Origin of the sequence: Plantactinospora sp. WMMB782 (genome assembly GCF_049179135.1) — a bacterium.
Taxonomy (GTDB): domain Bacteria; phylum Actinomycetota; class Actinomycetes; order Mycobacteriales; family Micromonosporaceae; genus Plantactinospora.
On sequence record NZ_JBMHMC010000007.1, the window covers coordinates 7,745,613 to 7,757,751 of the forward strand.

Consider the following 12,139-nt stretch of genomic DNA (forward strand, 5'->3'; position numbering starts at 1 on the left):
TGCGACACGACGCGGGCCCGGGTGCGCGGAGCCGGTCAGGCCAGCGGTGCGCCCTGGTGGATCCAGCGCACCAGGTCGGGGTCGACACCGAGGCCCAGGACCCGGTCCCGGTAGCGCCGCTCGCCGTCGGCGTCCAGCAGCTCCCGCCACTGCCCGGTCTCGCCCCGGTGGAAGAACCTGGTCGGGTCGTGCCAGATGCCCTGGTCCGGAGTCAGCTCCCGGGACCGGCCGCGCATCTGGTCGAACCGGGCCGCCCGGACCAGGTCGGGCCAGCTCTCCTCGGCGACCTCGATGCCGAACCGGTCGGCGAGTTGCCGCATCGTGCCGTCGAGATCCGCCAGCATCCCGTCGTAGTGCAGCAGGGTGACGTTCGGCAGGTGCCGGGCCCGCCAGAAGGTGTCGAGGTGGTGCACCATCGCGGCCAGGCCGACGAGTACATCGTAGTTGTCGATCCAGGCCCAGAACCGGTCGTGGGCCGAGGCGAGCGGGTCGGGCAGCCCGGCGGGACGCTCCGGCACGCCGTCCGGGCCCGGTCCGGCCAGCCCGTCGGTGCCGACCGCCGCCACCCGGCGTCCCATCAGCACCTCGAAGTCGGTGTTCTCGATGTGGTTGTCCCAGGAGATCGCCGCGTCCCGGGGATCACGCCCGACACAGACGTACTCGACCTGGTCGAGGTAGGGCAGGCCGTCCAACGGGACGTGGGTCTTGAGAAACCGGCGGTGCGGCTGCGCGGCCACCACGGCGAGGTTGTCCTCGTGCCGGCGGGTCAACAGGTCGGGCCAGGGCGACATCACGTCCAGCGGCTGCGGGAAGTCCGTCGACTGGAAGATCAGTAGTGCGCAGATCATCTGCGTCCACGTCGTGCCGCACTTCGGTGGCGTGGAGATGACTATGTCCCCGTCCCGGAAGGGGAAGTCGTGCCAGCGGGTGCTGTCCATCAGAACGTTCTGGTACAGAGCTGTCGGCTGTGGCACGGCCATCTCCCCACGCTCGGTCCCCTGGGCCGGAGGCGCCCCGGGCACCGGCCCGGCGCGCCCGACCGGTGATTGACGGTACCGAATGTAGAGCACCGCGTGACGGGACGGCTACGGTCACCGACCCGCCGTCGACCTCTTGGCCGCCCGCCGCGGCACGTGCCGGCGGTAGTCGCTGACCGTCGGGTCACCGGCGATCCAGAACCGCCACGGCACGTCGTGCGCGCCGGTCACGCCGACCCGGGGACCGGCGGCAACCGACTCCGGCGGCACCGGCACGGCCGGCGGGCGGAGCCGTACCGGACCGTCGCCGAGCAGGTAGCGGCCGTAGACGGCGCGGTCCAGGGCGAGCGCCGCACAGAGCCGGGCGGGACCGCGCGCCAGATCCACGTCCCGGCGTACGGCGGTACGCCGGCTCCGGGCCGCCGCCAGACCGTCGACCACCTCACCGGCCCGGAGCAGTACCGCGGACGCCTCCCCGTCCGATCCGGTGACCACGTTCACGCACCAGTGCATCCCGTAGGTGAAGTACGCGTAGGCGTGCCCGGCCGGCCCGAACATCACCGCGTTGCGCGGGGTACGCCCCCGGTGCGCGTGCGAGGCCGGGTCGCCGCCACTGCCGGCGTACGCCTCGACCTCGGTGAGCCGGACGGTGACGCCGTTCGCCGAGAGGGTCGCGCCGAGCAGGCCACGCGCCGCCGGCACCACCGGACCGGCCAGCAGGGCCGCGAAGTCGTCGACCGTCGTCATCCGGCAAGGACATCACGGGAGGCCGGCCGGACGCCGGGCGGGGTGACCGGCGGCCCGGCAGCCCAGGTGACGGGGCCGACGATGATTCATGACGCTCAATTGCTCACTCGCTCGGGATCTCGGACTCCGGCCTTGCAGCCTGCGATGGGCGACGCAAAGGTAACTTTCAGTCGCCGAATTGGAGGACCCATCATGTATGTCACCGCGGCAGGACTGGCCGGGATGGCGTTGGGTTTCGTCGCCGGCCTGTGTACCTATCGAACGTCCCGCCGCTGGTGTGCCGTCTGCGGCGGCGGCCTGAGCTGCCCGGCCTGCACCAGCGTCGGCGTACGCCGCAACACCCCGGCCCGGCGGTTCCGGTGAGCGCCGCGCCCGCCCCGTCACCGAACGTGCCTCCGGGCACCGTGCTCGAACTGGCCAAGGAGGACTGGCGGTACGGCTGCCATCGCCTCCGGCTCAGGGTCGAGTTCGTCCGCCTCGACCTGTCGACGTACTACGACAACCAGTGGGTCTGGATCAGCGGCCAGCGACTCGCCCAGGACGGCAGTCCGCTCGGCCACCTGGACGCCCTGGTCCGGGTCTCCGCGCTGCCCTGTCCGGGCGACGAGAGCGGGAACGGGGCCGGCCCGCCGGGCTCCGGCAGCCGTACCGCCGGGCGCAACGGCTCGGCACGGCGGACCGCGCCCCGACAACGCACCCGGCAGGGCCCCGGCCGACGGTCGGCGGACGTCGACGGCGACCCGGCCCCCGGGAACGAGCCACCACCGGAGCGCCCCGGCGGCGAGCAGCACGAGCAGCGCAGCCGCCGGTAGCCACCCGGGCACCGTGGCCGGAGGCGTCGACGGCGTCGGAGCCGGTCAGACGGTGGCCCGGGGCTGTCCCCGACGCTGCTCCCAGAGCTGGATGATCTCCTGGAGTTCCACCAGGAACCGCTCCGGCCCCGGGAAGGCCCGCTCGTCGAGGAAGAACAGCGTCCTGCGCCGCCGCTGGTGCTGGTGGTCGTAGACCGCCACCACGTACCGGGAGGTGACGTCGAACGGGCCGACCCGGGTGACGCCCCGGTTGTCGTGCAGGTAGAAGTCGCGGATGTCGGACCAGGCATACCGCCGGTCGCCGAGGAAACCCCGCCGGATCATCCCGTCGGCCTCCACCACCGTTCCCATCCGGGACACCCGCAGACCCACCCCGAGCAGCAGACCGAGGGTGCCGAACAGGATCAACGCCGAAAGCCAACCGGGCAGGCCGGTGCCGAGCGCGGCGAAACCGACGGGCAGCATCACGAAGACCGTCAGTACGACGAAATAGCCGATCATGTCCTTCGGCATCCGGTAGGTCGCCGGCAGCGGCCGCAACGCGTTTCACCACCCGTTCGTCATCCGTACCCCCGGCGGAGCGCCCGGAACGAAGGTTATCGACGTCCGGAGCGCTCCGCCAGAAGCCGAACGGACCGGCTCCATCCGGTCAGCCGCGCGGCAGCACCTGCTCGGTGGACCACTCCCGCCAGCCGTCGAGCTGGTCACCGACGGAGACGAGCTGGTCGGCGACCGGACCCGGGCCGGTCGAACCGGGAGTCGTCCGGGCGGCCAGCGCGGACCGCACCGAGAGGACGTCCCGGACCCCGGGGTCGAGGTGCTCGCTCACCAGCCGCAGGTCGGAGTCGGAGACCTCGTCCAGCTCGCACTCGCGGGCCGCGCAGAGCGCCACCAACCGGCCGGTCACCTCGTGCGCCTCCCGGAACGGCACGCCCCGGCGGACCAGCCAGTCGGCCACCTCGGTGGCCAGCGAGAAGCCGACCGGGGCGGCGGCGGCGAGCCGGTCGACCCGGACCGTCATGGTGGAGACCATCCCGGCCAGCGCCGGCAGCACCAGGTCCAGGGTGTCGATCGCGTCGAACGCCGGCTCCTTGTCCTCCTGCATGTCCCGGTCGTACGCCATCGGCAGCCCCTTGAGCATGGTCAGCACGGTGACCAGCCCGCCGATCAGCCGGCCGGACTTGCCCCGGGCCAGCTCGGCGACGTCGGCGTTCTTCTTCTGCGGCATGATCGACGAACCGGTGGCGAACGAGTCGTCCAGCTCCACCCAGCCGAACTCCTGCGAGGTCCACATCACCACCTCCTCGCCGATCCGGGACAGGTGCACCCCGAGCAGCGCGGTGACGAAGAGGAACTCGGCCACGAAGTCCCGGTCGGCGACCGCGTCCATCGAGTTGGCGAACGAGGTGCGGAAACCCAGCTCCTTGGAGACCGCCACCGGGTCCAGCGGCAGCCCGGAGCCGGCCAGCGCACCCGCGCCGAGCGGGCTGACCGCCGCCCGGTGGTCCCAGTCGCGCAGCCGCTCCAGGTCGCGCAGCAGCGGGTGCACGTGTGCCAGCAGCCAGTGCCCGAAGGTGACCGGCTGGGCGTGCTGCACGTGGGTCATCCCCGGTGCCGGGGTATCCACGTTCCGGGCCGCCTGCTCGACGAGCGCGTCGGCCAGCCCGACGATCCGGGCGGCCAGCCCCCGGGCGTGGTCGCGCAGATAGAGCCGCAGGTCGGTGGCGACCTGGTCGTTGCGGGACCGGCCGGCGCGCAGCTTGCCGCCGAGCGTACCGAGGCGTTCCAGCAGGCCGCGTTCGAGCGCGGTGTGCACGTCCTCGTCCTCGACCGTCGGCCGGAAGGTGCCGGTCAGCACCGCCGCCTCCAGGTCGTCCAGCGCGGCCAGCATTCGGCCCAACTCGTCCGGGTCGAGCAGGCCGGCGGCGGCCAGCACCCGGGCGTGCGCCCGGGAGCCGGCCAGGTCGTACGGGGCGAGCCGCCAGTCGAACTGGACGCTTACCGACAGCCGGGCCAACGCCTCGGCGGGGCCGCCGGCGAACCGGCCACCCCACAGGCTCGTACGGTTGGTGCCGGCGCTGTTCTCGGTCAGGCTCTTGTCGTCCACGCCGACAATCATTGCTGAACCGGCCTTTCGCTCGTGACTGCGGGGCTCACTCGCTGCGCTCGCTCACTCCTCGCACTCGCTGTCACCTTTCGGAGCTGCCCAACCGGGCGTCCCGGGCCGCCGCCAGCTTGCTCGGCAGGCCCCAGAGCTGCACGAAGCCCTTGGCGAGGGACTGGTCGAAGGTGTCACCGGTGTCGTAGGTGGCCAGGCCGAAGTCGTAGAGGCTGGCCTCGGAGCGCCGGCCGGTCACCACGGCCCGGCCGCCGTGCAGGGCCAGCCGCACCTCGCCGGAGACGTACTTCTGGGTGTCGTCGATGAAGGCGTCCAGCGCGTGCCTGAGCGGCGAGAACCAGAGACCGTCGTAGACCAGTTCGCCCCAGCGCTGGTCGACACCCTTCTTGAACCGGGCCACGTCCCGCTCCACGGTGACCGCCTCCAGCTCCTGGTGGGCGGTGATCAGCGCGATCGCGCCCGGCGCCTCGTACACCTCGCGGCTCTTGATCCCGACCAGCCGGTCCTCGACCATGTCCAGCCGGCCCACGCCCTGGGCCCCGGCCCGCCGGTTCAACTCCAGGATCGCCTGGTACGGGGTGACCGTCTCGCCGTCGATCGCCACCGGCACCCCGGCGTCGAACGTGATCACGACGCTGTCCTGGTCGCGCGGCTCGGCCGGGTCGGCGGTGTACGCGTAGAGGTCCTCGACCGGCGGGTTCCAGATGTCCTCCAGGAACCCGGTCTCCACGGCCCGCCCCCAGAGGTTCTGGTCGATCGAGTACGGCGACTTGTGCGTGACGTCGATCGGCAGCCCCTTCTCCTCGGCGTACCCGATCGCCTTGTCCCGGGTCCAGGCGAAGTCCCGGGCCGGTGCGACCACCTTGAGGTCGGGGGCCAGGGCGCCCAGCCCGGCCTCGAACCGGACCTGGTCGTTGCCCTTGCCGGTGCAGCCGTGCGACACGATCGTGCCGCCGTAGTACTTCGCCGCCTCGGCCAGGTGCTTTACGATCAGCGGCCGGGACAGCGCCGAGACCAGCGGGTACCGGTCCATGTAGAGCGCGTTGGCCCGCATCGCCGGGATGCAGTAGTCGGCCGCGAACTCCTCGCGGGCGTCCACCACCACCGACTCGGCGGCGCCGCAGTCCAGCGCCCGCTGGCGGATCACGGCCATGTCCTCGCCGCCCTGCCCGACGTCGATCGCCACCGCGACCACCTCGGCGCCGGTCTGTTCGGCAAGGTAGGGAATGGCGACCGAGGTGTCCAGCCCCCCGGAGTACGCCAGAACAACGCGCTCGCTCATGGTGTGGTGCTCCCTTCGACATGTTCTTCCCGGGCCGCCCAGGCGGAGAGCTTCTCCCCCAGCGCCGCGCCACCGGTGGCCTCGCGGGCCACGACGAGAATGGTGTCGTCGCCGGCGATGGTGCCGACGACCTCCGGCAGCCCCGCCCGGTCCAGCGCACTGGCCAGGTACTGGGCGGCACCGGGTGGGGTGCGCAGCACGGCGATGTTGCCGCTCGCGTCGACCCCGTTGAGCAGTTCGCGGAGTAGCCGGATCAGCCTGGTCGGTGCCGACTCGGCGTCGCGCAGCGGCCGCTTGCCGTCCTCCGGGATGAGATAGACGGCCGGCCCGTCGCCGCCGCGCACCTTGACCGCGCCGAGTTCGTCCAGGTCCCGGGAGAGGGTGGCCTGGGTGACCTGCACCCCGCCGGCGGCGAGCAGGTCGGCCAGCTCGGTCTGCGAGCGGACCTCCCGGTCCCGGATCAGGTCGACGATCCGGGCGTGCCGGGCGGCCCGGGTCAGCGGTCCGGTCATGCCGACTCGCCGACCACGGACGCGATGACCGAGGCCGCCGAGGGCTCGGCAGCGGGCTCCGCCGTCGCCGCCCCGGCGGCCAGCTCCTCGGCGTGCCGCTCCAGCAGCCAGGCCAGCAGCGCCTTCTGGGCGTGCAGCCGGTTCTCCGCCTGGTCGAAGACCGCGCTGTGCGGCCCGTCGAGCACCTCGTCGGTGATCTCCTCGCCCCGGTGCGCCGGCAGGCAGTGCAGCACCACGACCTCCGGGGCGGCGCCGGCCAGCAGGGTCGAACCGACCTGGTACGGCTGGAACGCGGTGACCCGGTCCCGGCCGTCGCCCTCCTGTCCCATCGAGGTCCAGGTGTCGGTGGCCACCACGTCCGCCCCGGCCACCGCCTCGACCGGGTCGCGCAGCACGCGTACCGAACCGCCGGTGCCGGCGGCGATCCGGGCCGCCCGGTCCAGCACGGCCGGGTCGGGTTCGTGGCCGGCCGGCCCGGCGACCCGGACGTGCATCCCGGCGGTCGCCCCGCCGAGCAGGTACGAGTGCGCCATGTTGTTCGCCGCGTCCCCGAGGTACGCCAGGGTACGGCCGGCGGTGCCGCCGCAACGCTCCCGGACGGTGAGCAGGTCGGCGAGGAGCTGGCAGGGGTGGAAGCCGTCGGTCAGCCCGTTCACCACCGGCACCCCGGCGCCCTCGGCGAGCTGGGCCAGCCGGTCGTCGCCGTAGGTACGCAGCACGATCGCGGCGACGTACCGGGAGAGGACCCGGGCTGCGTCGGCCACCGACTCGCCCCGGCCGAAGTGCGTGACCTGGGTGTCCACCACGATCGGGTGCCCGCCCAGTTCGGCGATGCCGACGTCGAAGGAGAGCCGGGTGCGCAGGCTCGGCTTGTCGAAGAGCACCGCCACCGCCCGGGGGCCGGCCAGCGGGCGCAGCGCGTGGCGGTCCGCCTTCAGCCGGGTGGCGAGGTCCAGTACCGCCGACTGCTCGGCCGGGCTGAGGTCGTCGTCGCGCAGGAGGTGCCGGGGCATCAGTGCCCGCCCCGGGTCTGCTCGACGACGGCCGGAGCCGGCGCCTCCGACGCCGCCGGGGCTTCCGGAGCTGCCGGGGCCGCCGCGTCCAGGGCCGCCGAAAGGGCGGCGAGGAAGGCGTCGGCCTGGTCCAGGCCGAGGATCAGCGGCGGGGCGAGCCGGATCGTCGCCGGCTGCACCGGGTTGGTGAGGAACCCGGCGTCCCGCAGTACCCCGGCGGTCGCGGCGGCGGCCGGCGCCCGCAGCACGATGCCGAGCAGCAGCCCGGCGCCGCGCACCTGCGCCACAAGCGGATGGTCCAGCGCCTCCACGCCGCGCCGGATCCGCTCACCGACCCGCTTCACGTGGTCCAGCAGCCCCTCGTTGGCGATCGTGGAGATGACGGCGAGGGCGGCGGCGCAGCTGACCGGGTTGCCGCCGAAGGTGGTGCCGTGGGCGCCCGGCCGGAGCAGTTCGGCGGCACCGCCGAAGGCCAGGCAGGCGCCGATCGGCAGCCCGCCGCCGAGCCCCTTGGCCAGGGTGACCAGGTCCGGCTCGATCCCGTCGGCCTGGTGCGCGAACCAGTGCCCGGTACGCCCGATCCCGGTCTGCACCTCGTCCAGCGCCAGCAGCGCACCGCGCTCGGCGGTGATCCGGCGGGCGGCGGCGAGATAGCCGGGTGGCGGCACGACGACGCCGTTCTCGCCCTGGATCGGCTCCAGGATCACCATCGCGGTCTCGTCGGTGACCGCCGCGGCCAGCGCCTCGACGTCACCGTACGGGACGTGGGTCACCTCGCCGGGCAGTGGGCGGAACGGGTCGGCCTTGGCCGGCTGGCCGGTGAGCGCCAGCGCGCCCATCGTCCGGCCGTGGAAGCCGCCGTCGGTGGCGACCACGTGACTGCGGCCGGTGAGCCGGGAGAGCTTGAAGGCCGCCTCGTTCGCCTCGGCGCCGGAGTTGGCGAAGAAGACCCGACCGGGGCGGCCGGCCAGGGCCAGCAGCAGCTCGGCGAGCGCCACCGGCGGCTCGGCGACGAAGAGGTTGGAGACGTGCCCGAGGGTGGCGACCTGCCGGGAGACCGCCGCGACCACCGCCGGGTGGGCGTGCCCGAGCGCGTTCACCGCGATCCCGCCGACCAGGTCGACGTACTCCCGGCCGGCCTCGTCGACCACCACCGCGCCGCTGCCGCGGACCAGCGCGAGCTGCGGGGTGCCGTAGTTGTCCATCATGGACTGCGTCCAGCGGTCGACCAGGTTCGTCGTCGTGACGGGCCGGTTCGTCGTCATGGCGGGCTGGTTCGTCGTCATGACCGGACCGCCCCGGGCTCGGGTACCACCATCGTGCCGAATCCTTCCGACGTGAAAACTTCGAGCAGGGTCGAGTGCGCCACCCGCCCGTCCACCACGTGCGCCGCCGGCACCCCGCCACGGACGGCCCGCAGGCAGGCCTCCATCTTCGGCACCATCCCGGACTCCAGCTTCGGCAGCAGCTCGGCGAGCTGACCGGTGCTGATCTCCGAGACCAGGCTGTCGGTGTCCGGCCAGTCGGCGTAGAGCCCGGGTACGTCGGTGAGCACCACCAGCTTGCGGGCGTCCAGCGCGACCGCCAGCGCGGCGGCGGCGGTGTCGGCGTTGAGGTTGTGCAGCACCCCGTCGGCGTCCGGCGCCACGGTGGAGATCACCGGGATCCGGCCGGCCGAGATCAGGTCGGCGACCGCCGAGACGTCCACCTCGTCCACGTCGCCGACCTGGCCGATGTCGACCGGTTCGCCGTCCACGTACGCCGGGCGGCGTACCGCGGTGAAGAGCCGGGCGTCCTCGCCGGAGAGGCCGACCGCGAACGGGCCGTACTCGTTGATCAGGCCCACGAGTTCCCGCCCGACCTGGCCGACCAGCACCATCCGGACCACGTCCATCGCCTCCGGAGTGGTGACCCGCAGCCCGCCCTTGAACTCGCTGCTGATGCCGAGCCGGCGCAGCATGGCGGAGATCTGCGGCCCGCCGCCGTGCACCACCACCGGCTTCAACCCGGCGTAGCGCATGAAGACCATGTCGGCGGCGAACGCCCGCTGCAACTCCGGGTCGACCATGGCGTTGCCGCCGTACTTCACCACCACCGTGGCGCCGGAGAAACGGGCCAGCCAGGGCAGCGCCTCGATGAGGGTGGCCGCCTTGCGCTGCGCCTCGGTCAGGTCCCGGGTCAGCATCACGGCCGTACCCGCGTTCCGTTCGCGACTGCGGGACTCCGCTGCGCTGCGTTCCTCGCGCTCACGCGCCCGCTTCCGTTCGCGACTGCGGGACTCCGCTGCGCTGCGTTCCTCGCGCTCACCCGCCCGCTTCCGTTCGCGACTGCGGGACTCCGCTGCGCTGCGTTCCTCGCGCTCATGTCGAGTACGCCGAGTTCTCGTGCACATAGGCGTGCGACAGGTCGTTGGTCCAGACGGTGGCCTCGGCCGGGCCGGCGTGCAGGTCGATCCGGATCGTCACCTGCCGGCCGGTGAGGTCGACCTTGCTGCGGTCCTCGGCGGCGGCCCCGGAGCGGCAGACCCAGACGCCGTTGACCGCCACGTCGACGCCGTCCGGTTCGAAGGCGGCGGCGGTGGTGCCGACGGCGGCCAGGATCCGGCCCCAGTTCGGGTCGTTGCCGAACAGGGCGGTCTTGACCAGGTTGTTCCGGGCGACCGCCCGGCCGACCTCGACGGCGTCGTCCTCGCCGGCCGCGCCGACCACCTCGATCGCGACCTCCTTGCTGGCACCCTCGGCGTCGGCCACCAGTTGCCGGGCGAGGTCCCGGCAGGCGGCGGTGACCGCGGCGGTCAGCTCGGCCTGGCCGGGTGCGATCCCGGAGGCGCCGCTGGCCAGCAGCAGCACGGTGTCGTTGGTGGAGAGGCACCCGTCCGAGTCGACCCGTTCGAGGCTGACCCGGCAGGCTTCCCGGAGCGCCTCGTCGAGCATGGCCGGCCCGGCGACCGCGTCGGTGGTGACCACGCAGAGCATGGTGGCCAGCGCGGGCGCGAGCATCCCGGAGCCCTTGGCCATCCCGCCGACGGTCCAGCCGGCGCCGTCGACCACAGTCGTCTTCGGCCGGGTGTCGGTGGTCATGATCGCCTCGGCCGCCGCGGCTCCGCCGTCGGTGGTCAGCCCGGCCACCGCCGCGGCCACGCCCGGCAGCAGCCGGTCCATCGGCAGCCGTTCGCCGATCAGCCCGGTCGAGCAGATCGCCACCTCGCCGGCACCGACCGCCGGCCCGCCGGCCGCGCCGCCGAGTGTGGCGGCGGTGTGTTCGGCGGTGGCGTGGGTGTCCTGGAAACCGGGCGCCCCGGTGCAGGCGTTGGCGCCACCGGAGTTGAGCACCACGGCCCGGACCAGGCCGCCGCCGAGCACCTGCTGGCTCCAGAGCACCGGCGCCGCCTTGATCCGGTTGGCGGTGAAGACGCCGGCCGCCGCGATGTCCGGCCCGTCGTTGACCACGAGCGCGACGTCCGGGTCACCACTGCTCTTGAGTCCGGCGGCCACGCCGGCCGCGCGGAATCCACGGGGTGCGGTGACGCTCATGCGTCCCTCCCTCTCCTCCGGCGTGCCGCCGGCACGGTCCCGGTCACGGCGCCACCCCGTACCCGGACAGGCCGGCGGTCTCCGGCAGCCCGAGCATCAGGTTGGCGCACTGCACCGCCTGCCCGGCGGCGCCCTTGCCGAGGTTGTCGATGGCGCTGAGCACGATCAGCCGGCCGGAGTCGACGTCGACGGTGGCCTGTAGATGGCAGGAGTTGCCGCCGAGCGTGGCGGCGGTGTGCGGCCACTGCCCCTCCGGCAGCAGGTGCACGAACGGCGCGTCCGCGTACGCCCGCTCCAGCACCGCACGCGGGTCGGCCGGGCTGTCCCCGACGGGCAGCGCGGTGACGGTGGCCAGGATGCCGCGCGGCATCGGCGCCAGCACCGGGGTGAAGGAGAGTCCGGTCGCGCCGCTGGCCTGCTTGATCTCCGGCACGTGCTGGTGCGCGCCGACCTTGTAGGGCGAGAGGTCGCCCATCACCTCGCTGCCCAGCAGGTGCGGCTTGGCGGACCGGCCGGCGCCGGAGGTGCCGGAGGCGGCCACCACCACCACGTCGTCCGGGGCGGCCACCCCGGCGGCGATCAGCGGAGCGAGGGCCAGGATCGTGGCGACCGCGTAGCAGCCGGTGGCGGCGACCCGGGTGGCGGCGGCGATCGCCGCCCGCTGGCCGGGCAGTTCCGGCAGCCCGTAGGTCCAGGCGCCGGCGTGGCTGCCGCCGTAGTAGCGGGTCCAGGCGGCGGCATCGGCGAGCCGGTGGTCGGCGCCCAGGTCGACCAGGCGCAGGCCGTCGGGCAGGGCCGCGGCCAGCGCCGCCGACTCGCCGTGCGGCAGGGCCAGGAAGACCAGGTCCGCGTCGGCCAGGGCCGCCGGTTCGGTCCGGCCGAACACCAGGTCGAGCCCGGTGAGCTGCGGGTGTACGGCGGCGACGGGCTGACCGGCCTGGCTGTGCGCGGTGGCGGCGACGAGATCGAGTTCGGGGTGCCCGGCGATCAACCGGAGCAGTTCGCCGCCCGCGTACCCACTCGCACCGGCGACCGCGACTCGAATCCCCATGCTCACCTCCGCATTTCTATGCAGAGAGCACGCTAGCAGCTGTCCGGCGGCGGCTGCAAGTCTATGCGACGGAATGAATGATCTTTCGAAGCA

At 73.4% G+C, this 12,139-nt stretch carries 12 protein-coding genes and 1 pseudogene; 2 read left to right on the plus strand and 11 right to left on the minus strand.

The features are described from left to right. Window positions 1-35: 35 nt before the first annotated feature. On the minus strand, window positions 36-980 hold the full coding sequence (locus tag ACN28A_RS36480) for a sulfotransferase domain-containing protein (protein ID WP_421403354.1): 945 nt from the start codon (window positions 978-980) through the stop codon (window positions 36-38). Between the two features lie 111 nt (window positions 981-1,091). Then, window positions 1,092-1,724 (minus strand): DNA-3-methyladenine glycosylase, encoded by a 633-nt coding sequence (locus tag ACN28A_RS36485; protein ID WP_421403356.1) that lies wholly within the window; start codon window positions 1,722-1,724, stop codon window positions 1,092-1,094. A gap of 192 nt (window positions 1,725-1,916) precedes the next feature. Here ACN28A_RS36485 and ACN28A_RS36490 point away from each other — a divergent pair, with 192 nt between their 5' ends. Beyond that, window positions 1,917-2,087: a hypothetical protein gene (locus ACN28A_RS36490; RefSeq protein WP_421403358.1), complete on the plus strand. Its 171-nt coding sequence runs from the start codon at window positions 1,917-1,919 to the stop codon at window positions 2,085-2,087. Next, window positions 2,084-2,536 carry a hypothetical protein gene (locus tag ACN28A_RS36495; RefSeq protein WP_421403360.1) on the plus strand — a complete coding sequence of 151 codons (453 nt, stop codon included), beginning with the start codon at window positions 2,084-2,086 and terminating at the stop codon, window positions 2,534-2,536. The genes ACN28A_RS36490 and ACN28A_RS36495 overlap by 4 nt, the downstream gene beginning before the upstream one ends. 45 nt (window positions 2,537-2,581) lie before the next feature. Here the strand turns inward: ACN28A_RS36495 and ACN28A_RS36500 are convergent, their stop codons facing one another. The 9 genes and pseudogenes from ACN28A_RS36500 to argC form a co-directional block, all read right to left on the minus strand. Beyond that, the gene (locus ACN28A_RS36500; protein WP_421403361.1) at window positions 2,582-3,076 is read right to left on the minus strand and encodes a PH domain-containing protein; all 495 of its coding nucleotides are present in this window, start codon (window positions 3,074-3,076) and stop codon (window positions 2,582-2,584) included. 109 nt (window positions 3,077-3,185) lie between these two features. Then, a complete protein-coding gene (argH, locus tag ACN28A_RS36505; protein WP_421404834.1) occupies window positions 3,186-4,652 on the minus strand; it encodes an argininosuccinate lyase in 1,467 nt (488 codons plus the stop codon). A 73-nt stretch (window positions 4,653-4,725) separates the two neighbouring features. Next, on the minus strand, window positions 4,726-5,937 hold the full coding sequence (locus tag ACN28A_RS36510; protein WP_421403363.1) for an argininosuccinate synthase: 1,212 nt from the start codon (window positions 5,935-5,937) through the stop codon (window positions 4,726-4,728). Further along, on the minus strand, window positions 5,934-6,449 hold the full coding sequence (locus ACN28A_RS36515; RefSeq protein WP_421404836.1) for an arginine repressor: 516 nt from the start codon (window positions 6,447-6,449) through the stop codon (window positions 5,934-5,936). The genes ACN28A_RS36510 and ACN28A_RS36515 overlap by 4 nt, the downstream gene beginning before the upstream one ends. Further along, window positions 6,446-7,462 (minus strand): ornithine carbamoyltransferase, encoded by a 1,017-nt coding sequence (gene argF / locus ACN28A_RS36520; protein ID WP_421403365.1) that lies wholly within the window; start codon window positions 7,460-7,462, stop codon window positions 6,446-6,448. The genes ACN28A_RS36515 and argF overlap by 4 nt, the downstream gene beginning before the upstream one ends. After that, window positions 7,440-8,727: pseudogene (locus ACN28A_RS36525) on the minus strand (acetylornithine transaminase); the annotation flags it as partial. The gene argF and the pseudogene ACN28A_RS36525, both read right to left, overlap by 23 nt. 17 nt (window positions 8,728-8,744) lie before the next feature. Further along, on the minus strand, window positions 8,745-9,650 hold the full coding sequence (gene argB, locus ACN28A_RS36530; RefSeq protein WP_421403367.1) for an acetylglutamate kinase: 906 nt from the start codon (window positions 9,648-9,650) through the stop codon (window positions 8,745-8,747). 172 nt (window positions 9,651-9,822) lie between these two features. Further along, window positions 9,823-10,995, minus strand: a complete 1,173-nt coding sequence (gene argJ / locus ACN28A_RS36535) for a bifunctional glutamate N-acetyltransferase/amino-acid acetyltransferase ArgJ (RefSeq protein ID WP_421403368.1) — start codon at window positions 10,993-10,995, stop codon at window positions 9,823-9,825. A 43-nt stretch (window positions 10,996-11,038) separates the two neighbouring features. Beyond that, complete coding sequence (gene argC / locus ACN28A_RS36540; protein WP_421403370.1) at window positions 11,039-12,046, minus strand: N-acetyl-gamma-glutamyl-phosphate reductase; 1,008 nt, start codon at window positions 12,044-12,046, stop codon at window positions 11,039-11,041. Window positions 12,047-12,139: the final 93 nt, after the last annotated feature.

Excerpts from the sequence above, each read along its gene's own strand:
- ACN28A_RS36480 (WP_421403354.1), bottom strand. The coding sequence starts at position 980 with ATGGCCGTGCCACAGCCGACAGCTCTGTACCAGAACGTTCTGATGGAC.
- ACN28A_RS36485 (WP_421403356.1), bottom strand. The coding sequence starts at position 1,724 with ATGACGACGGTCGACGACTTCGCGGCCCTGCTGGCCGGTCCGGTGGTG.
- ACN28A_RS36490 (WP_421403358.1), top strand. The coding sequence starts at position 1,917 with ATGTATGTCACCGCGGCAGGACTGGCCGGGATGGCGTTGGGTTTCGTC.
- ACN28A_RS36510 (WP_421403363.1), bottom strand. The coding sequence starts at position 5,937 with ATGAGCGAGCGCGTTGTTCTGGCGTACTCCGGGGGGCTGGACACCTCG.
- ACN28A_RS36515 (WP_421404836.1), bottom strand. The coding sequence starts at position 6,449 with ATGACCGGACCGCTGACCCGGGCCGCCCGGCACGCCCGGATCGTCGAC.
- argF (WP_421403365.1), bottom strand. The coding sequence starts at position 7,462 with ATGCCCCGGCACCTCCTGCGCGACGACGACCTCAGCCCGGCCGAGCAG.
- argJ (WP_421403368.1), bottom strand. The coding sequence starts at position 10,995 with ATGAGCGTCACCGCACCCCGTGGATTCCGCGCGGCCGGCGTGGCCGCC.
- argC (WP_421403370.1), bottom strand. The coding sequence starts at position 12,046 with ATGGGGATTCGAGTCGCGGTCGCCGGTGCGAGTGGGTACGCGGGCGGC.